The organism is Piscinibacter sp. HJYY11, assembly GCF_016735515.1.
Classification (GTDB): domain Bacteria; phylum Pseudomonadota; class Gammaproteobacteria; order Burkholderiales; family Burkholderiaceae_C; genus Rhizobacter.
On sequence record NZ_JAERQZ010000001.1, the window covers coordinates 4023165 to 4042514 of the forward strand.

A 19350-nucleotide genomic window follows, 5' to 3' on the forward strand; every position below is an offset into this window, starting at 1 on the left:
GCGCGCGTGCCTCTCTGATCTTTCAGAAGAGAGCCATGCTCAACTTGCGGCGGTACTGATCGACCACCGGGTCGGCCGGCGCGGTGTTGATCTTGGCAGCCACTTCCAGCGTGCTCTTGGGCGCTGCGGCTTCGGCACTCTTGGGCGCGGGCTTGCTCATCAACTCGAGGATCGCGACGTAGGTCTTGCGTGCGAGCTCGCCGTTCCAGGTCTTGTCGCGCATCACGATTTCCAGGAGTTCGTCCATCGCTTCGGTGAAGCGCTGGGCCGCGAAGTGTGTCTGCGCGAGTTCGAAGCGGGCGTCGAAATCGCGGCGGTTGGCGGCGATGGCGGCGGCCAGCACGTCCGGGCTGCGCGCGGACGGTGCCTTTTCGCTTGCGTCGATCCAGTGGCCGGCGGCGGCCAGGCGCGCGTCGAGCATCACCTTGCTCGCCACCGGCTCGAAGGCGCGGCGCGCCTCGGCGACGCGGCCCGCCAGCAGCAGGGCGCGCAGGTAGTCGTAGCGGGCGGTGTCGTTGGCCGGGTCAATGGCCACGGCCTCCTGCAGCTTCTCGAGCGCGCTTTCCGTGTCGCCCTCGGCGAGCAGCTCTTCGGCGGCGGCCACGTCTTCATCGGCCGCCATCTCCTCGGCACTCGGCACGTGGCGGTCGAGGAATTCGCGCAGCTGGGCCTCGGGCAACGCACCCACGAAGCCGTCGACCGGCTGGCCATCCTTGAACATCACGCAGAACGGGATGCTGCGCACGCCGAACATCTGCGACAGCTGGCCCGAGATCTCGGGCTGCTCGTCGGCGTTGCACTTGGCGAGCTTGAAGCGGCCGGCGTAGGCGACTTCCAGCTTCTCGAGCACCGGCGTGAGCGACTTGCACGGGCCGCACCATGGCGCCCAGATGTCGAGCAGCACGGGCTGCTGCATCGAGGCTTGGATGAGGTCGGCTTCGAAGTTCTGGAGGGTGATGTCCATGGGGTGGCGCGGGTCTGCCCGCCTACAATTCAAGGTTCTTTGAGCACTTGGAGCGAGCCTTGAGCAGCGCCCCCGTGGTCGGCGTGGTGATGGGGTCCAGCAGCGACTGGGAGACCCTGCGCCTCGCGACCGAGATTCTCGCCGAGTTCGGTGTCCCCTTCGAAGCACGGGTGGTGTCGGCCCACCGCATGCCCGACGACATGTTCGCCTATGCCGAGGCCGCGGCGTCGCGCGGGCTGAAGGCCATCATCGCCGGGGCCGGCGGTGCCGCCCACCTGCCGGGCATGCTGGCCGCGAAGACCACGGTGCCCGTGCTCGGCGTGCCGGTGGCCAGTCGCCATCTCCAGGGCGTGGACTCGCTGCACTCCATCGTGCAGATGCCCAAGGGCATTCCGGTGGCGACCTTCGCGATCGGCACCGCGGGTGCGGCCAACGCGGCGCTTTTCGCCGTCGCCATGCTCGCCAACGAACAGCCGGCGCTGCGCACGCAGCTGGAGGCCTACCGCGCACGCCAGACCGAGGTCGCGCGTGCGATGACCGGCGAGCTGAAATGACCGTGAAGTTCATCCCACCCGGCGCGACGCTGGGCGTGATGGGCGGTGGCCAGCTGGGCCGCATGTTCGTGCACGCGGCGCAGCAGATGGGCTACTCGACGGCGGTGCTCGACCCCGATGCCACAAGCCCCGCGGGCCTGGTGTCGCACCACCATGTGCGCGCCGACTACCTCGATGCTGCTGGCCTCGCCGAGCTGGCCCGTGTGTCGGCGGCCGTCACCACCGAATTCGAGAACGTGCCGGCGACGGCCTTGCGCCAGCTCGGCCAGACGCGCTCCGTGGCGCCGGCCGGCGATGCGGTCGCCACCTGCCAGGACCGTGCGCTGGAGAAAGCCCACTTCGTCGCCTGTGGTGTGCCCTGCGCGCCGCATGCGGTGATCGAGACGGCCGAGCAACTGGCGGCCGTGCCCGACATCCTGCTGCCCGGCGTGCTGAAGACCGCGCGCCTTGGCTACGACGGCAAGGGCCAGGTCCGCGTGGCCACGCGCGACGAGCTGACTCGCGCCTGGGCCGAGCTGAAGCAGGTGCCGTGCGTGCTCGAGAAGATGCTGCCGCTCGCCTATGAGGTGAGCGTGATCGTCGCGAGCGGGGCGTCCGGCGAATGGGTGCACTTCCCGCTGCAGCAGAACCTGCACCGCGACGGCATTCTCGCCGTGACGCAGGTGCCCGCGCCCGATGTGACGCCCGCCGTGCAGCAGCAGGCCGTGGCTGCCGCTGGCAAGATCGCCGAGACGCTGGGCTACGTCGGCGTGCTGTGCGTGGAGTTCTTCGTGCTGAAGGACGGCACGCTGGTCGCCAACGAGATGGCGCCGCGGCCGCACAACTCGGGCCACTACACCATCGATGCCTGCGACCTGTCGCAGTTCGACCTGCAGGTGCGCACGCTGACGAACGCGCCGCTCAGCGAGCCGCGCCTGCATTCGCCCGCCGTCATGCTCAACCTGCTGGGCGACCTCTGGTTCCGCGCCGGCGACGACCGCGAAACCACGCCGCCGTGGGACGCGGTGCTGGCCTTGCCCGGCGTGCACCTCCACCTGTATGGCAAGACCAGTGCGCGCCGTGGCCGCAAGATGGGCCACCTCACCGTGACCGCTGGCACGGCCGAGGCGGCGCGTGCCACGGCCTTGAAAGCGGCGTCCTTGCTGGGCCTGGCGGCCTGGTGATCGGCGCCGGGGCATTCGCGCATGCTGCTCGATGGACGTGATCACGCTGCCGTGCGGCGTGCTGCCCAGGCCCTCGCGGCCGGTGAGCTGGTGGGCCTGCCCACCGAGACGGTCTACGGCCTGGGCGCGCGTGCCGACGACGATGCCGCCGTGGCCCGCATTTTCGATGCCAAGGGCCGCCCGGCCGACCATCCGCTGATCGTGCACGTGGCCTCGCCGGCCGATGCCGCCGCCTTTGCGTCGCAATGGCCACCGGTGGCACAACGATTGACCGAGGCGCTGTGGCCCGGGCCGCTCACCGTGATCGTGCCGCGCCGTCCCGAGCTGGCTGCGGCTGCTGCGGGCGGGCAGACCACCGTCGGCCTGCGCTGCCCGCGTCACCCGGTCGCGCAGGCACTGCTGAAAGAAGCACAGACGTTGGGCGTGAAGGGTGTGGCCGCCCCGAGCGCCAACCGCTTCGGCCGCATCAGCCCCACGCTCGCACGACACGTGGTCGAGGAGCTGGGTGAGGACCTGCTGGTGCTCGATGGCGGCCCCTGCGAAGGCGGCATCGAGTCCACCATCGTCGACTGCTCGCGCGGCCGCCCGGTGCTGCTGCGGCCTGGGGTGCTGACGCGTGCGCGCCTGGAAGCGATCGCCGGCGAGCCGGTGTTCGACCGCGATGACGCGGCCCCCAAGGCCTCGGGCACGCTCGAAGCCCACTACGCGCCGCGTGCCAAGCTGCGCCTGATGCCGGCCGAGATGCTGCGCCAGGCCCTGCAGGTGCTCGACGCCCCCGGCGAGTCGGGCAAAGGTTCGTCGCTGAAGCTGGCGGTATATTGCCGCACCGTGCCGCGCAGCGCGGCGCGCGGTGTGACCTACCGGGCCATGCCCGCCGAGGCGGTGCCCGCAGCCCACCAACTCTTTTCCACCTTGCGTGAACTGGACGACCAGGGCGCGCATCTCATCTGGGTCGAAACGCCGCCCGACACCCCCGAGTGGGACGGCGTGCGTGACCGGCTGCAACGTGCCGCAGCCGCCTGACCCCCTCTTGGAGATTTCATGAAGTTGTCGTTGGCGAAGTTGAACCTGATGCGCGTGACCCTGGCCGGCCTGGCCGTGGCGCTGCTGGCCTCGTGCGGCGGCGGTGACCAGATCGAGAAGTTCGTGCCCAGCCGCATCATCGTGTTCGGCGATGAGGCGAGCTTGATAGAGGCCCCCGTTGCGCCATCTACGGACGGCAACAAGTACACCGTCAACGGCGTCGAGCGAATGCCCGACGGCACTACGCTCACCCCCAACCGCGACTGCACCCGCAACCCGATCTGGGTGCAGGTGCTGGCCAACGACTACGGCTACCAGTTCGCCGAGTGCCTGACGCCCACAACCACCCCGCGGGCGCTGATGCGCGCGCAAGCCAACAGCACCGTGCTGATGATGCGCGCGCGGATCGATGCGTTCCTCACCAGCCCTGGCTTCAACAGCCAGGACCTCGTCACCATCATGGTGGGCACGCACGACGTGCTGGCGGCTGCCGCCGAGCCGACCACCGCCGAAGCCGTCGCCGCGGCCGAGCGCGCCGGCACACGGGTGGGCGAAGAGGTGATCCGCATCACCGACCGGGGCGCGCGTGTGATCGTGTCGACCATTCCCAACGTGGCCCTGACGCCGGCGGGTCGGGCGTCCGGGCAGGGAGGGCTGCTGCAGCTTCTCACCGAGCGTTTCAACGCCCGCCTGCGCGTCAAGTTGCAGGAAGTGCGCGGCGGCGGCCACTCGGTCGGCCTGGTGCTCGGCGACGAATTGGTGCTGGCCGCGGTGACGTCTCCGTCGTCCTATGGCATCGCCAACGTCGACACCGCCGCGTGCGTGAACGCCTTGCCGGACTGCGACGAGAACCCCTCGTTCCTGGTCACCGGGGCGCAGACCAACCGCGCGTCCGACTACCTCTGGGCAGGGCCCTACCAGCTGGGCGCGAACCTGCATGGCCGTATTGGCTCCGCGGCAATCTACCGCGCACGCAACAACCCGTTCTGAGGTTCAGCGCCGGCGCCGCCGGCGCGTCTCGATCGCCACCTTCATCGCGAGGATGCTCAGCGCGAGCGCCAACGTCACCATGTTGGCGATGGTGATCGGCCATGAGCGCAGCACCAGCCCGTAGGCCAGCCACAGCGCCACGCCCAGCGTGAAGGCGCTGTACATGCCGAGCGATATGCCGCTCACGTCACGTGTGCGGAACGTGTGCCAGGCCTGCAGCGCAAACGAGCCGGTGGTGAGCGTGGCGGCGATGTAGCCCAGCCATTCGAGCGAGACGAAGTTCATCGGGTCAAGCGGGTTGTGGTGCCGACGCGGGCGCCGAGGCGGGGGCGGGCAGCGGGGGCGCCTCGACCGGCGCCGACGGAGCGGCGGCAGGCGGCGTGGGCGGCGATGCCGGCGGCAGGGCTGGAACCTGCGGGACCTGCGGCACGGGTGGCGGCATGTCCAACGGCGGCGGTGGCACGGGCGGCGTGAAGTCGTTCGCGGTCCATTGCACCATCGCCTCCAGCGCCGGCCGCGCCACGTTGGCGCCCGGGTGGTTGACCACCGCCACCAGCACGTAGCGCCGCCCGCCCGCACTCAACACGTAACCGGCGACGCCGGCCACGTTGTTGAGCGAGCCGCTCTTCAGGTGCGCGCGGCCGGTGGCGCCGTTGCGGGCGCGGCGCAGGGTGCCGTCGACGCCGATCACCGGCAGCGAGTTCATCAGCTCCGGCATCGTCGGACCGGCGTACATGCCCTGCAGCAGGCGCGCGAGCAGCTGAGCGCTGAGGCGGGTGTTGCGCGACAGGCCGGAGCCGCCATCGATCACCGCACCTCGCGCCGTGTCGCCGAAACGGTCGACGAGCCACGACTGGAGCAGGTCGCGTGCCTGCTCGGGTGTGGCGGGCGCACTGCGTTGCGATGTCGGCAGTGCCAGCGGCAACGTGAGGAAGAGCTGCTGCGCCATCACGTTGTTGCTGAACTTGTTGATGTCGCGCACGACTTCCGGCAGCGCGGGTGAGGCGACCTGGAAACTGGGCGCTTCGGTGGGCGCCTTGCCGTCGCGCACCCGCCCGATCAGCTTGCCGCCCATCTCGCGCCACAGGCCGGCGAGCAGGCGGGCGTTGTAGCTCGCGGGGTCGGCATAGGCCACCTGCCAGAACTGCTCGGGGCAGGCCGCCGGGTACTGGCCGGTGAAGCGGATGCGCTGCGGGTCGGTGAAGTCGGGCTTGAGTGCGTCGCGCCAGTCGCCGCAGGGCCGGTCGGACAGCGGCACGGTGAGGTCGATGCGCACCCCTGCGAGCGGCGGCTCGCTGGAGACGATGGCCAGCCCGCGCGTGGCATCGGGCGTGAAGGTCAGCTGCAGCGACTTGTAGTTGAGCAGCAGCGCATCGGCACCGGCGTTCTGCGGGCTGTAGGGCTGGGCGTCGAACGCGCCCGGGTCGTGCGGCGGCAGCTTGAAGGCGCTGCGGTCGAGCAGGATGTCGCCACGGATCTCGCGCACGCCCAGCTGCTGCACGCGGCGCAGCACCTGCCACAGCCGCTCCTGCACGAATTTCGGGTCGCCGGAGCCCTTGATGACGAGGTTGCCGTCGAGCACGCCGTTGAGCGTTGTGCCCTGGATCCACACCGGCGTGCTCCAGGCCCACGCAGGGCCGAGCAGGTCGAGCGCGGCGCTCGTCGTCACGAGCTTCATCAGCGAGGCCGGGTTCACCGGCAGCTGCGGCTGCCAGACGAGCCGCGGCTCGGGCGCGCCGACCTCGTGTGCCACCACCACCATTGCCTCGCGCGGCACGCCTGCGCGTTGCAGGGCGGCGTCCACCTCGGGTGGCAGGCCCACGATGGGGGCCGCGGTGGCTGGCGTGCTCAGGCAGATCAGGCTGGCTGCGGCCAGGCCGCGCACGATGTCGCGTATCAGCATGGGGAGATGATCGCATGCGCCCTGTGACGCGAGGGGCGCCCGGTAGACTCTTGCCATGACCCGCCTGCTGGCCTTCGACACCTCGACCGACACGATGAGCATCGGTCTGCTCACGGCCGACGGCGTGCGCGCGCGCGACGAGGCCGGCGGTGCCAAGGCCTCGGCGCGGCTGGTGCCCGAGGTGCTCGCGATGCTGGCCGATGCGGGCTGCCGCATGCAGGAGCTCGATGCCATCGCGTTCGGCTGCGGCCCGGGGGCTTTCACCGGTTTGCGCACGGCCTGTTCGGTCGCGCAGGGCCTGGCGTTCGGCGCCGGCAAGCCGGTGGTGCCGGTCGATAGCCTGCTGATCGTGGCGCAGGACGCACGGGCCCAGCTGGGGGATGTTGCGGACGCCGACCTGTGGGTGGCGATGGACGCGCGCATGGACGAGATCTATGCCGGGGCCTACCGCTGGAGTGGCGGCCGCTGGTCGGTGCAGTCGGCGCCGGCGCTCTATGCCGTCGAGGCCCTGAACGCCGTGTGGCAGGCGGCACCGCCCGCGGTGGTCGCCGGTTCGGCGCTCGATGCGTTCGGCGATCGGCTCATGCTGGGTGCGGCCACCGCCGTGCGGCAGGAGCGTTCACGTGCAGCGGCCCTGATCGAGGTGGCCTCGCAGCATCTGGCGGACGGCTGCACCACCGATGCCGTGCACGCGTTGCCGGTGTACCTGCGCGACAAGGTCGCGCTCACCACGCAAGAGCGTGAAGCGGTGCGCATGGCGAAGGAGGCCGCGGCATGAGTGCGGTCCTGCGCGACGAACGCCTGCTGCTGCCGATGACGGTGAAGCAGCTCGACGCGGTGCTCGCCATCGAGCTGCAGGCCTACCCGTTCCCGTGGACGCGTGGCAACTTCATCGATTCGCTCGCCGCGGGGTATGCCGCGCAGGTGCTGCACGGTGCCCACGGCGAGCTGCTCGGCTACTTCATCGCGATGGAGGGCGTCGACGAACTGCACCTGCTCAACATCACCGTCGCCCCGTCGGCACAGGGCCAGGGCCATGCGCGGTTCATGCTCGACGAGCTGTGCGCGCTGGGCCGTGCGCGCGGGGCGCAGCAGATCTGGCTCGAGGTGCGGGGCAGCAACCTGCGCGCACGCAGCATCTACGAACGGTATGGCTTCCGCCCCATCGGCCTGCGCCGCGGCTACTACCCTGCCTCGCGCGACGAACACCCGAGCGGCCGCGAAGACGCGATGGTGATGAGCTACCCCCTGGAGGCCGTGCGTGGGGTGGACTGAGCGCCAGGTCGCGATGCTCGCCGAGATGGGCATCCGCGTGTGGAACACGGGCGAGCCCGGGCCGGCCACGGTGGCCGAGGCGGTGGCGGAGCCCACAGCCGCCGCGACGCCCGCCGCACCGGCCGTGGTGCAGCCTCCGCAACCGAAGGCCGTGCCCGGCTCGCGCGCCCTGGGTGTCGACGCCATGGACTGGGCTGCGCTGCGCGCCGCCGTCTCCGGCTGCACCGCCTGCAAGCTGTGCAGTGGCCGCACCAACACCGTCTTCGGCGTGGGCCACGAGCGCGCCCACTGGATGATCGTCGGCGAAGCCCCGGGCGAGCAGGAAGACCGCCAGGGCGAGCCCTTCGTCGGCAAGTCCGGCATGCTGCTCGACAACATGCTGCGCGCCGTGGGCCTGACGCGCAGCGATGCGCCGCCGGCCGAGCAGGTCTACATCGCCAACACGGTGAAGTGCCGCCCGCCCGGCAACCGCAACCCCGAGCCGGCCGAGCTTGCGCAGTGCGAGCCGTTCCTGATCCGCCAGATCGCGCTCGTGCAGCCGCGGCTCATCCTCGCGATGGGGCGATTCGCGGTGCAGAGCCTGCTGCGCAGCGACGAGCCCATCGGCCGCCTGCGGGGCCGGGTGCACCAGTACCAGGGCGTGCCGCTGGTCGTGACCTACCACCCGGCCTACCTGCTGCGCAACCCGGAAGACAAGGCCAAGTCCTGGGACGACCTGTGCCTCGCGCGCGAGCTGCTCTCGAAGGCGCCGGCCACCCCCTAGGCTGAGCGTCTCCACGAGGGGCGGAATCAGGGGGCCACGGCTATCATGGCCCGCCATGACCCTTCGCCCGTTCCTGCGCGACAGCGACTTGCCCGACGCAGACAGCCTGCCTTGCATGCTGGCCTGGGTCGCGCCTGACGGAACGGTGCTGCACGCGAACCGCGGCTTCCACGAACAGGTGGGCTCGGGGGGCATTTCGGTATCGCTGCCCGCACTCCTGACCGCCGACTCCGGCGTCGCGCTCACCACCCAGCTGGCCGCACGCCGCGATTTCCGCCTGAGCGTGCGCATGCCGCTCTCGGGCAACCTGCGCTGGGGCGAAGCCTGGCTCGACCTGCAGGTGACCTGGCTCGACGAACAGGGCTGCTACGTCTGCGTGCTGCACGACGTGAGCGACAGCCGCCGTGCCGAGATCGCCTCGCGCTCGCGCGCAGAGCAGTTCCAGCTGCTGGCCGACAACGTGCCGGTGCTGATCTCCTACTTCGAGGCGACGAACTTCCGCTGCCTTTACGCCAACAAGCTCTACGCCCAGACCTTCGGCTTCGACGAGCGCTCGGTGATCGGCCGCACCTTCGCCGAGATCGTGGGCGACGCGGCGGCCGAGGTCATCCAGCCCTACGTCGACTACCTGCTGCGCGAGCACAAGCCCGCCGCCTACGAGCGAGAGATGCGCACGCCCGAGGGCAAGCGCCACTGGCTCGAGGTCAACCTCATCCCGCACCTCGCCGCCGACGGCACCCTGCTGGCCGCCTTCGTGCTCGTGGCCGACATCACCAAGCACCGCCTCGCCGAGCAGGCCGTGCGCGAATCGGAAGAGCGTCTCAGCAAGTTCATGCAGGCCAGCGTGGAAGGCATCCTCTTCCACAGGAACGGCTACCTGACCGACGCCAACGATCCGCTATGCCAGCTGGTGGGCTACCCGCTGGAAGAGATCCTCGGCCGGCATGTGTTCGACTTCCTGCCCTCCGACCAGATCGCCCGTGTGTCCGCGGTGATGGAGGCCCACGGCGAGGTGGCCTACGAGAGCGTGGTCCTGCACCGCGACGGCCGCCGCATCCCGGTCGAGTTCATCGTGCGCACCATCGAGCGCCACGGCGAGCGCCTGCGCATGAGCATCGTGCGCGACATCCGCGACCGCCACGCCGCGCAGGAGCACATCCGCCGGCTGGCGCACAACGACTCGCTCACCGGCCTGCCCAACCGCCTGAGCCTGATGGAACACCTGGGCCACATGATCGCCGCGGCGCGCCGCGACGACTCGCAGGTGGCGCTGCTCTTCATCGACCTCGACCACTTCAAGCGCGTCAACGACTCGCTCGGCCACCTGGTCGGCGACACCCTGCTGCAGACCATCGCGCGCCGCATCACCGAGAGCCTGCGCGGCACCGACGTGGTGGCGCGTTTCGGCGGCGACGAGTTCATCGTGCTGCTGCCGCGCACGTTGCAGCGCATGGACGTGGAGGAAGTGGCCCACAAGCTGCTCGCGCGCATCGAGGTGCCGGTGAATGCCGATGGCCGCCTGATCTCCGTCACGCCCTCGATCGGCATCTCGATGTTCCCGCACGACGGCGAAACGGCCGACGACCTCATCAAGCACGCCGACACCGCGATGTACCTCGCCAAGTCGCGCGGGCGTGCCAACTATCAGTTCTTCACGCCGGCGATGGCGAGCACCGCCTACGACGCGCTGGTGCTCGAGAGCCAGATGTCGCAGGCGCTCACGCGAGGCGAGTTCGTGCTGCACTTCCAGCCGCAGGTGCGTTCGCGTGATGGCGTGCTGGTCGGTGCCGAGGCGCTGATCCGCTGGAACCACCCCGAACGGGGCCTGTTGATGCCCGACATGTTCATCCCGCTCGCCGAGCAGCAGCGGCTCATGCTGCCCATCGGCCAGTGGGTGCTGCGCGAGTCGATGCGCTGTGCGCGCCGCTGGCATGAAGAAGGCCTGTGCGTGCCCGTGGCGGTGAACCTCTCGACCGTGCAGTTCCAGACCAGCGGCTTCACCGCGCTCATCGAGCAATTGCTGGCCGAGGAAGGCGTGGCCGGCGAGTTGCTCGAACTCGAGCTCACCGAGCGCATGCTGATGGACGACCTGCCCGAGGTGAAGCGCAAGCTCTCCGAGCTGAAGGCGCTCGGCATCCGCATCTCGGTCGACGACTTCGGCACCGGCTATTCATCGCTCGCCCATTTGAAAGAGCTGCCGATCGACAAGATGAAGATCGACCGGTCCTTCGTGCTGGGCCTGCCGGCGGACAACGACTCGGCGGCGATCGCGCGGGCCATCGTGCAGATGGCGCGGGGCCTCGGCCTGGTCGTCATCGCAGAGGGCGTGGAGACCGACGCCCAGCGCAACTTCCTGGCACGCCTCGACTGCGACGAGCTGCAGGGCCTGCTGGTGGGGGAGCCGCTCGCTGCGGCGGATTTCGCGGACTGGGTGGCGCGGCAGTCGCACACGACGCAGGTCTGAAGGTCGTACGGGCCCGGACCGATTGGCCTGCGAAAAAGCGCGTGCCTCGGCCGTGCCTGATCGTGCCGATGGGGTGCCCTGCGGAGCGAAGTAAAGGAGGAGCAAGAGATCACGGGAGTGATCTCTTGCGGGGGACATGAGCGGAGCAGGGCACCCCGTCGGCACGATCACGCTCCGACTCCGCGGCCAGAAGCAGCGATCAGCCCTTCTTCTTCACCGGCCGCACCCACCCCGCGATCACCGTCTGCTTACCGCGTGCCACCGCCAGGTTGCCGGCCGGCACGGGCTTGTTGATGGTCGATCCACCGCCGATCGTGGACCCGTCACCCAGCGTCACAGGCGCCACCAGCACACAGTTGCTGCCCACGTGCACGTCGTTGCCGATCACGGTGCGGTGCTTGTTGGCGCCGTCGTAGTTGGCGGTGATGCTGCCGGCGCCGTAGTTCACCCGCTCGCCCACCGTCGCGTCGCCCAGGTAGGCGAGGTGGTTGGCCTTGGCGCCCCTGGCGAGCGTGGAGTTCTTCACCTCGACGAAGTTGCCGATGTGCACCTCTTCCGCGAGCTGCGCACCCGGGCGCAGGCGGGCGAAGGGGCCGATCAGCGAGCCGGCGCCGACACTTGCGCCGTCCTTGTCGCCGTCGATGTGGGTGTAGGGGTGGATGGTCACGTTGTCGGCAATGCGCGCGTTGCGGATCACGCAGTGCGCGCCGATGCGCGTGCCGCTGCCCAGGCGGACCGTGCCTTCGAAGATGCAGTTGATGTCGATCTCGACATCGGTGCCGCAGTGCAGCTCGCCCCGCAGGTCGAAGCGTGACGGGTCCGCGAGGCGCACGCCATCGTTCATCAGGTGCTCGGCCTGTGCACGCTGGTGGCGGCGCTCCAGGTCGGCCAGCTGTACCGGGCTGTTGACGCCCAACACCTCGGCCTCGGTGAGCGGCTGTGCGGCGACCACGGGCGTGCCATCGGCGACGGCCATCGCCACGATGTCGGTCAGGTAGTACTCGCCCTGCACGTTGTCGTTTTTCAGATTGGCGAGCCAGCGCTTCAGCGCGGCGGTGGGCACGGCCATCATGCCGGTGTAGATCTCGCGGATCTGGCGCTGCTCGGGAGTGGCGTCCTTGTGCTCGACGATGGCGCGCACGCTGTCGCCCTGGCGCACGATGCGGCCGTAGCCGGTCGGGTCGGGCAGCTCGATGGTCAGCAGGGCGAGCTTCGTGCCGCCGCAGGCGTCGATCAGCGCGCGAGCCGTGCGCTCGGTGATGAGCGGCACGTCGCCGTTCAGGATCAGCGTCGTCCCATCGTCATGCAGCGAGGGCACGGCCTGCTGCACCGCGTGCCCGGTGCCGAGCTGCGGCTCCTGGCGCACGAAGCTCAGCTTCGGCGCCTTCACCGCGGCTTCCACCAGCTCGGCCCCGTGGCCGGTGATGGTGATGATGCGATCAGCCGACAGCCGTGTGGCGGTGTTCAACACGTGCTGCAATAGGGACCGCCCGGCCAGCTTGTGCAGCACCTTGGGCAGGCTGGATTTCATGCGGGTGCCCTTGCCCGCGGCCATGATCACGATGTCGAGTGCCATGCAACGTCTTCCTGTGCTGAATCGGCTGATTATCGTTTCGTACCTCGCGCTCGCCACCCTGCTGTCGGGGTGTACCGCGATCCGCTTCGCCTACAGCCAGGGCCCGGAGCTGAGCTACTGGTGGCTCGATGGCTACGCCGACTTCAACGACGCGCAGATCCCCAAGGTGCGCGATGCGCTCGACGCCTGGTTCCGCTGGCATCGCCAGACGCAGCTCGACGACTACGCCCAGTTCCTCGTGCGCCTGCAGGGTCACGCCGCCGGGCCGGTGACGCCGGAGCTCGTGTGCCGCGCCTACCAGGAGGCGCTGTCACGGGTCGACCCGATGCTGGACAAGGCCTTGCCGATGGCGGTCGACCTGGTGCGCAGCCTGACGCCGGCGCAGGTCCAGCACATCGAGCGCAAGTACGCCAAGGTGAACCGCGAATTCCGCAAGGACTTCCTGCAGCCCGACCCGAAGGACCGCGCCGAGGCCTCGCTGAAACGTGCGGTGGAGCGAGCCGAGATGTTCTACGGCAGCCTCGACGACGCGCAGCTCGAGGCCTTGAAGCAAGGCCTGGCCAGCTCGCCCTTCAACCCCGAGCTCTGGCTGGAGGAGCGCATGCTGCGACAGCAGGAGGCGCTCGCGATGCTGCGCCGCGTGGTGAACGAGAAGGCCTCGCCCGACCAGACGCTCGCCGCCCTGCGCGTGGTGGTGAGCCATGTGCAGCGCTCGCCCCGGCCGCACTACCTCGACTACCAGCAGAAACTGCTGGCCTACAACTGCAAGCTCTCCGCGCAGCTGCACAACAGCGCGAGCCGCGAGCAGCGCGCGGCCGCGGTGAAGCGCTTCAAGGGCTGGGAAGACGACGCCCGCTCGCTGTCCGCCGAGGGGCGCAAGGCGCCCTGAGCCGGCTTGGATGAGCGTCAGGGCGTGAGCGGTACGCTGACCCGGCGCGGGTTGATGCCGGTCTGCGGGAAGTCCTTCAGCGCCGCCTTGAACATCGCGCTCATCAACTGCGTGTTGCCGGTGCTCAGGCCGTCGCTCGCGGCGCGGGCTTCGTAGAGCGGCTGCGCGCTCTGCCGGTCGCGGATCAGCACCACCACCTCGCGGTCATAGCGCGGGCTCTCGTACATCATCCCGAAGCCAGGGCCCCAGTAGGGCCGGCCGTAGCGCGAATAGAAAAGGCTGCCGCGCCAGAAGAACGGATCGTCGTAGTAGCCGCGGTCGGTGCGCGAGACCCGGGCGGCCACCTGCACGGTCGCGTCCGCCGTCTTGAGGTCGGTCACTTCCTGGAAGCCGGCGCTGAGCAGCGCAGGGCGCGCCGCGGCTTCGAGCTCCGACTGCTCCTGCGCACGCGCCTGCTGCGACGGCAGCCGCTCGAAGGCAAAGGTCGCGGGCTTGCGGGCCGCCGGCCACTGGCTGTAGGTGGACACCTCGCTGTCCACGTTGTTCATGCTGGCGCAGCCGCCGAGGGCGGCGGCCAGGGCCAGCGTTGCCAGTGCCGTGATGCGCATGAAGATCCTCAATCCGCGAACCTGATCACCGCTTCGGCCGGTGTGGGCGAAGCACCCGAGGGCGTGGCACAAGACTCGTCGTCATCGAACGCGATGTCGCCGCTGGGGTCGGCCACGCCCGTGGTTTTGAGCGTGGTGAAAGGGTAGAGGTTCCGGTCCATCATGTGCGAAGGCACGATGTTGCCCATGGCGGTGAAGAGGTTGTCGATGCGGCCCGGGAAGCGCTTGTCCCAGTCGCGCAGCATCGCCTTGATCTGCACCCGCTGCAGGTTCTCCTGGTTCCCGCACAGCGAGCAAGGGATGATGGGGAACTGGCGGTGTGCCGACCAGCGCTCGATGTCGGTCTCGGCCACGTAGGCGAGCGGGCGGATGATGATGTTCTTGCCGTCGTCGCTCACGAGTTTCGGCGGCATGCCCTTCATCTTGCTACCGAAGAACATGTTCATGAAGAGCGTCTGGATCATGTCGTCGCGGTGGTGGCCAAGCGCGATCTTGGTCGCCCCCAGTTCGCCCGCCACGCGGTAGAGGATGCCCCGGCGCAGGCGCGAGCACAGGCTGCACATGGTCTTGCCCTCGGGGATGAGGCGCTTGACGATGCTGTAGGTGTCCTGGTTCTCGATGTGGAAGGGCACGCCGCGTGCCTTCAGGTACTCGGGCAGGATGTGCTCGGGGAAGCCCGGCTGCTTCTGGTCGAGGTTGACGGCGATCAGCTCGAAGCGGATCGGCGCGCGCTGCTGCAGATTCAGCAGGATGTCGAGCAGCGCGTAGCTGTCCTTTCCGCCCGACAGGCACACCATCACCTTGTCGCCGTCTTCGATCATGTTGAAGTCGGTGATGGCCTGGCCCACCTGGCGGTGCAGGCGCTTGCTGAGCTTGTTGGTCTCGAAGGCGAGCTTCGCTTCGTTGTTGTCGATCACGGCACTCATCACATCACTTCCTTGATTCCAAACACTTCACAGCCCACCGCGTCGCAATCGGGGTAGACATCGGGCTTCTCGGTCGACACGCGTGCGGCCTTCACCCGCGGGTGCGCGAGCATCAGCTTCAGCACGTCGTCGCACAGCGTTTCCTGCAGGTGCACATGGCCCTGCTTGATGCGCACCGCGATGCTGCGGCGCATGAAGTCGTAGTCGACCACCTCGTCGAGCTCGTCGTTCTTGGGTGTCGACACGGTCAGCGGGATGTACAGGTCGACGTTGATCAGCACCCGCTGCTCGCCGCGCTTCTCGAAGTCGTGCACCCCGATGTTGATCCACACCTCGTAGTTGCGCAGGAAGAGGCGGCGACAGTCGCGCAGGTCAGTGTGGCCGAGGAGGCTTTGCATTTCAGACTTCTTTGTTTGGATTGGCGATGAACATCACATCGCGCGGCTGCGGCTGCAGGTGCTGGCCGCCATCGACCAGCAGCGTGGTGCCGGTGATGGCCGGTGACTCGATGAGGAAGCGCACCGTGCGCGCAATGTCTTCAGGGGTCGACGAACGCTCGAGCGGGGTGAGCTGGTGCGACTTCGCGAATTCGTCCGCCGTCATCGCGCCCGACAGCAGCGTGACGCCGGGGGCCACGCCGCACACCCGCACGGTGGGCGCGAGCGCCTGGGCCAGCATCACGGTCGCGGTCTGCAGCGCCGACTTCGACAGCGTGTACGAGAAGTAGTCGGGGTTCAGGTTCCACAACTTCTGGTCGAGCAGGTTGACCACGCAGCCTTGCCGCTTCGTGCCGGCCAGGTGCCGGTGCAGGCCTTGCGCGAGCAGGATGGCCGGGGCGGTGTTGGCGCGCCAGTGCTTCTCCATCGACGCAAGGTGGAAGGTCTCGGCGTTGTCGTACTCGAAGGTCGAGGCGTTGTTGACGATCGCATCGAGCCGCCCGAAGCGCTCGAGCACCCGCGGCACCAACGCCCGGCAGGTCGCTTCGTCGGCCAGGTCGGCCTGCGCGCTGTCGACGAAGGCCCCGGCCTGGCGCGCCTGCGCCACGGTCTCGGCCGCCTCGTCGCCGGAGCGGTGGTAGTGCACGGCCACATCGAAGCCATGCGAGGCCAGGTCGAGCGCGATCTCGCGGCCCAGGCGGCGGGCCGCGCCGGTGACGAGCACGACCGGGCGTTCAGACATGGTGTGTGGGGGGCGACAACAGAGGCCGACAGTGTATCGGCGCGGCCTTTTTCGACCGGGCGCCGGGGTGGCCGGCCCGATGGCCGTTCGGCACCCGGCAGCGGCATTTCAGGCCCCCGGAATGGCCGTTCGCGCCATGCGAGCCGCCGCGCGCCACGGCGGGTGCGTAGACTGGCGCGCGCTTCTCCCGCATGCCCATGACCCAGCTCACCCCGGCCGCTTCCTTGCCCGCCAGCTTGCGGCCCTCGCCGCCGATGGGCCGGCGCCGGGTCTTCCTGCGCGACCTGGGCATCGTGCTCGTGCTCAACACCGTGGTGGCGGTGGCGCTGTGGTTGATCGTGCTGGCGCTCGCCCCCGACGCCACCGCCAGCCTGCAGCTGCAGGCCCTGTGCAGCCACATCGTGTTTTCGCAGTGCATCGGGCTCAGCATCTTCGGCCTGATCGAGTGGCCGCGGCTCACGGTCTGGTGGCAGCGGCCGCCCGGGTGGCTGGCACTGGGCGGGGTGACGGTGCTCGCCATCCCCATCGGCCATGCAATGGGGAGGCTCATCGCAGGCACCTTGCTCGGCGTGCCCTCCGGCCTGCCCGATGCGCTCGAGCCGGCGATGCTGCTCGTGATCTTCACCACCATCGTGGCCTCGTTGGTGGCGGTGCACCTCATCACCCAACGCGACCGCATCGAGTCGGAGCGCCTGCGCGCCGAAAACGCCGACGTGCGCGCCGCGAGCGCAAGGCTTCAGCTGCTGCAGCAGCAGATCGAGCCGCACATGCTTTTCAATTCGCTCGCCAACGCGCACGCGCTGATCGACACCGAGCCGGTGCGCGCGCAGGCGATGCTCGAAGCCCTGAGCGAGCTGCTGCACGCGAGCATGCAGACCGGCGAGCAGGCGCTCGTGCCCTTGCAGCAGGAGTTCACGCTGGTCGAGCAGTACCTGAAGCTGATGGCCATCCGCATGGGGCCGCGCCTGCGCTACCGGCTGCAGCTTCCGCTGGAGCTCGCAGATGGCCGGCTGCCGCCGCTGACGCTCCAGCCGCTGGTGGAAAACGCCGTGCGCCACGGCCTCGACGCACGCCCCGAAGGCGGCAGCATCACGGTGAGCGCACGCCGCGAGGCGGGCCAGGTGGTGGTCGAGGTGGTCGACGATGGCCAGGGGCTGTTGGTCGAAGACCCTTTCGCTGCGGGACGCATCGGCCTCGCCAACCTGCGCCAGCGCCTTGCCTATGCCTTCGGCCCTGAGGCGAGCCTCACGCTTGCCGACCATGAGCCGCAGGGTGTGCGGGCGACGGTGCGCATTCCTGACGCGAGCCCGGCATGAGCCACATTCCTGTCCTTGTGGTCGAAGACGAGCCGGTGCTCGCGCAGCGGCTGCAACAACAGCTCGCCACGCTCTGGCCCGGCATCGACCTGCTGCCGGTGGCCGACAACGGCGCGGCCGCCATCGCGCTCGCGCTCGAGCACCTGCCGCGGGTGATCTTTCTCGACATCCACATGCCCGCCTGCTCGGGGCTCGATGCGGCCGAGGCCATCGTCGAAGACTGGCCCGAGGGCGTGCCGCTGCCGCAGCTGGTGTTCGTGACCGCCTACGGCCAGTACGCGGTGCAGGCCTTCGAGCACGGGGCGATCGACTACCTGCTCAAGCCCGTGAGCACCGAGCGCCTGCAGCGCGCGGTGCAACGCCTGCAGGAGCGGCTGGCCTTGCTCGAGGGCAGTGCGGGCCACGGCGAGGCGCTGGGCAGCGAGCTGCAGCGCATGGCGCAGGTGCTGCAGCCGGCGGCGAATGCCACGCGCCTGTCGGTCATCAACGCCGCAGTGGGCACGGTCACGCACCTCATCCCCGTCGAGGACGTGCTCTATTTCGAGGTGGCCGACAAGTACCTGCGCGTGGTCACCCGCGAGCGCGAGGCGCTCATTCGCATGACGCTGCGCGAGCTGCTGCAGCGGCTCGACCCCGAACGCTTCTGGCAGGTGCACCGGCGCCTCGTGGTGCAGGCGCGCTGCATCGCGCAGGTGGAGCGCACGGAAGACGGCCGCCTGTGGCTCGGCCTGCGCGGGCACCCGGGGCGGCTGGGCGTGAGCCGGCTCTTTGCGCATCGCTTCAAGGCGATGTGACGGCCACCACCGCGTTCTGACGTTTCGGCACCCCCGCCGCGCCGTTCGCGGATCGGGGCCAGACGCCGGCACGGTCGCGTTTCGACACTGGTCGCCTCACCACTCCAAGGTTGACCGATCGTGAAGATGCTGACCTCTGCCGCCGCGCTGTCGTGCGTGGCGCTCGCCTCCCTCGCCCATGCGCAAGACGGCCCGCCGCCCGGCTGGGTGGGCCCGGCGCCGGGGTGGTCGGGTGGCGTGCTGATGGGCGCGGCCGCCGCGCCCGAGTTCGAAGGCAGCCGCCACACGCGTGTGCAGCCGGTGCTGGGCGGCGAGGTCTACTACCGGCCCGGCGCAGGCGCCAGCGTGGCGATGGGCAGCCGCGGCCTGGTGTGGACACCGCGGCAGACGACCGCCGGCAGCGCAAGCCTGGGCCTCTCGGTCGACCCCGGCCGCGTGGACGACGACGAGCGCAAGCTCACCCCCGTCGGCCGGCGCCCCGGCAGCGCCGACCTGCGCGGCATGGGCGAGGTGAAGATGACGGCGCTGGTCTCGGCTTCGGGCTCGCTCGCGCTCGGGCCGGTGTCGCTCACCGGCGCGGTGCGGCAGGCCGTCTCCAGCCACCGCGGCACGCTGGTCGAGGCCGGCCTTGCCCTTCCGTGGCAGTTGCACCGCCACGCCAAGCTCACCATCACGCCCGGCGTGACCTGGGCCGACCGCAAGCACACGCAGGCCTACTTCGGCGTGACGCCGCGGCAGTCGGCGGCCAGCGGCTTTGCGGTCTTCGATGCCGGTGCTGGCCTCAAGAGCCAGCAGGTGGTGTTCGACTTCGACATGGCCTTCAGCCGCCACTGGCACCTGAACGCGCTGTTGCGCGTGCAGCGTCTCGCCGGCGATGCGGCCGACAGCCCCATCATCCAGCGCACGCGCCAGGCCAGCGGCATGCTGGCGCTGCGCTATGAATTCCAGCTGTGAGGGCTTGGC

At 69.6% G+C, this 19350-nt stretch carries 20 protein-coding genes; 12 read left to right on the plus strand and 8 right to left on the minus strand.

Features of this window, described 5'->3' with window-relative positions; translation table 11 throughout:
* Positions 1–22: 22 nt before the first annotated feature.
* Positions 23–964, minus strand: a complete 942-nt coding sequence (locus JI745_RS18800; protein ID WP_201810499.1) for a tetratricopeptide repeat protein — start codon at positions 962–964, stop codon at positions 23–25.
* 89 nt (positions 965–1053) lie between these two features.
* Here JI745_RS18800 and purE point away from each other — a divergent pair, with 89 nt between their 5' ends.
* Genes purE through JI745_RS18820 form a run of 4 tightly spaced genes read left to right on the plus strand, consistent with a single transcriptional unit; the run spans position 1054 to position 4694 of the window.
* Positions 1054–1518, plus strand: coding sequence for a 5-(carboxyamino)imidazole ribonucleotide mutase (gene purE / locus JI745_RS18805; RefSeq protein WP_201812651.1), 465 nt, complete (start codon positions 1054–1056; stop codon positions 1516–1518).
* Positions 1515–2681, plus strand: coding sequence for a 5-(carboxyamino)imidazole ribonucleotide synthase (locus tag JI745_RS18810; RefSeq protein WP_201810502.1), 1167 nt, complete (start codon positions 1515–1517; stop codon positions 2679–2681). Before purE ends, JI745_RS18810 begins: the two co-directional genes overlap by 4 nt.
* 21 nt (positions 2682–2702) lie before the next feature.
* On the plus strand, positions 2703–3704 hold the full coding sequence (locus tag JI745_RS18815) for an L-threonylcarbamoyladenylate synthase (RefSeq protein ID WP_201810504.1): 1002 nt from the start codon (positions 2703–2705) through the stop codon (positions 3702–3704).
* 18 nt (positions 3705–3722) lie between these two features.
* Positions 3723–4694, plus strand: coding sequence for a hypothetical protein (locus tag JI745_RS18820; protein ID WP_201810505.1), 972 nt, complete (start codon positions 3723–3725; stop codon positions 4692–4694).
* 3 nt (positions 4695–4697) lie between these two features.
* On the opposite strand, the gene JI745_RS18825 is transcribed toward JI745_RS18820, so the two are convergent.
* Both JI745_RS18825 and dacB read right to left on the minus strand, forming a co-directional pair.
* Positions 4698–4979 carry a SemiSWEET transporter gene (locus JI745_RS18825; RefSeq protein WP_201810507.1) on the minus strand — a complete coding sequence of 94 codons (282 nt, stop codon included), beginning with the start codon at positions 4977–4979 and terminating at the stop codon, positions 4698–4700.
* 4 nt (positions 4980–4983) lie between these two features.
* Positions 4984–6597, minus strand: coding sequence for a D-alanyl-D-alanine carboxypeptidase/D-alanyl-D-alanine-endopeptidase (gene dacB, locus JI745_RS18830; protein ID WP_236675042.1), 1614 nt, complete (start codon positions 6595–6597; stop codon positions 4984–4986).
* A 55-nt stretch (positions 6598–6652) separates the two neighbouring features.
* Between dacB and tsaB the strand changes: the two genes are divergently transcribed.
* Genes tsaB through JI745_RS18850 form a run of 4 tightly spaced genes read left to right on the plus strand, consistent with a single transcriptional unit; the run spans position 6653 to position 11099 of the window.
* Positions 6653–7375 (plus strand): tRNA (adenosine(37)-N6)-threonylcarbamoyltransferase complex dimerization subunit type 1 TsaB, encoded by a 723-nt coding sequence (tsaB, locus tag JI745_RS18835; protein WP_201810509.1) that lies wholly within the window; start codon positions 6653–6655, stop codon positions 7373–7375.
* Positions 7372–7872 (plus strand): ribosomal protein S18-alanine N-acetyltransferase, encoded by a 501-nt coding sequence (gene rimI / locus JI745_RS18840; protein ID WP_201810511.1) that lies wholly within the window; start codon positions 7372–7374, stop codon positions 7870–7872. The genes tsaB and rimI overlap by 4 nt, the downstream gene beginning before the upstream one ends.
* 13 nt (positions 7873–7885) lie before the next feature.
* The gene (locus JI745_RS18845; protein WP_201812653.1) at positions 7886–8635 is read left to right on the plus strand and encodes a uracil-DNA glycosylase; all 750 of its coding nucleotides are present in this window, start codon (positions 7886–7888) and stop codon (positions 8633–8635) included.
* Between the two features lie 55 nt (positions 8636–8690).
* Positions 8691–11099, plus strand: coding sequence for an EAL domain-containing protein (locus tag JI745_RS18850; protein WP_236675043.1), 2409 nt, complete (start codon positions 8691–8693; stop codon positions 11097–11099).
* Between the two features lie 199 nt (positions 11100–11298).
* Here the strand turns inward: JI745_RS18850 and glmU are convergent, their stop codons facing one another.
* The gene (gene glmU, locus JI745_RS18855; RefSeq protein WP_201810513.1) at positions 11299–12675 is read right to left on the minus strand and encodes a bifunctional UDP-N-acetylglucosamine diphosphorylase/glucosamine-1-phosphate N-acetyltransferase GlmU; all 1377 of its coding nucleotides are present in this window, start codon (positions 12673–12675) and stop codon (positions 11299–11301) included.
* On the opposite strand from glmU, the gene JI745_RS18860 reads away from it, so the two are divergent.
* Positions 12674–13564, plus strand: a complete 891-nt coding sequence (locus tag JI745_RS18860) for a DUF6279 family lipoprotein (RefSeq protein ID WP_201810516.1) — start codon at positions 12674–12676, stop codon at positions 13562–13564. The genes glmU and JI745_RS18860 overlap by 2 nt on opposite strands.
* Before the next feature lie 17 nt (positions 13565–13581).
* Here JI745_RS18860 and JI745_RS18865 read toward each other — a convergent pair whose 3' ends face one another.
* From JI745_RS18865 to JI745_RS18880, 4 genes are read right to left on the minus strand one after another with little or no spacing between them, the layout of a single operon-like run.
* On the minus strand, positions 13582–14172 hold the full coding sequence (locus tag JI745_RS18865; protein WP_201810518.1) for a DUF4136 domain-containing protein: 591 nt from the start codon (positions 14170–14172) through the stop codon (positions 13582–13584).
* An 8-nt stretch (positions 14173–14180) separates the two neighbouring features.
* Positions 14181–15098, minus strand: coding sequence for a tRNA 2-thiocytidine(32) synthetase TtcA (ttcA, locus tag JI745_RS18870; RefSeq protein WP_201810522.1), 918 nt, complete (start codon positions 15096–15098; stop codon positions 14181–14183).
* On the minus strand, positions 15098–15496 hold the full coding sequence (locus tag JI745_RS18875) for a dihydroneopterin aldolase (protein WP_201810524.1): 399 nt from the start codon (positions 15494–15496) through the stop codon (positions 15098–15100). Before JI745_RS18875 ends, ttcA begins: the two co-directional genes overlap by 1 nt.
* A gap of 1 nt (position 15497) precedes the next feature.
* Positions 15498–16277, minus strand: a complete 780-nt coding sequence (locus JI745_RS18880; RefSeq protein ID WP_201810527.1) for an SDR family oxidoreductase — start codon at positions 16275–16277, stop codon at positions 15498–15500.
* Between the two features lie 197 nt (positions 16278–16474).
* Between JI745_RS18880 and JI745_RS18885 the strand changes: the two genes are divergently transcribed.
* From JI745_RS18885 to JI745_RS18895, 3 genes are all read left to right on the plus strand, one after another.
* Positions 16475–17593: a sensor histidine kinase gene (locus JI745_RS18885; protein WP_201810529.1), complete on the plus strand. Its 1119-nt coding sequence runs from the start codon at positions 16475–16477 to the stop codon at positions 17591–17593.
* Positions 17590–18387, plus strand: a complete 798-nt coding sequence (locus JI745_RS18890; RefSeq protein WP_201810531.1) for a LytTR family DNA-binding domain-containing protein — start codon at positions 17590–17592, stop codon at positions 18385–18387. Before JI745_RS18885 ends, JI745_RS18890 begins: the two co-directional genes overlap by 4 nt.
* A 126-nt stretch (positions 18388–18513) precedes the next feature.
* Positions 18514–19341 (plus strand): MipA/OmpV family protein, encoded by an 828-nt coding sequence (locus tag JI745_RS18895; RefSeq protein WP_236675360.1) that lies wholly within the window; start codon positions 18514–18516, stop codon positions 19339–19341.
* Positions 19342–19350: the final 9 nt, after the last annotated feature.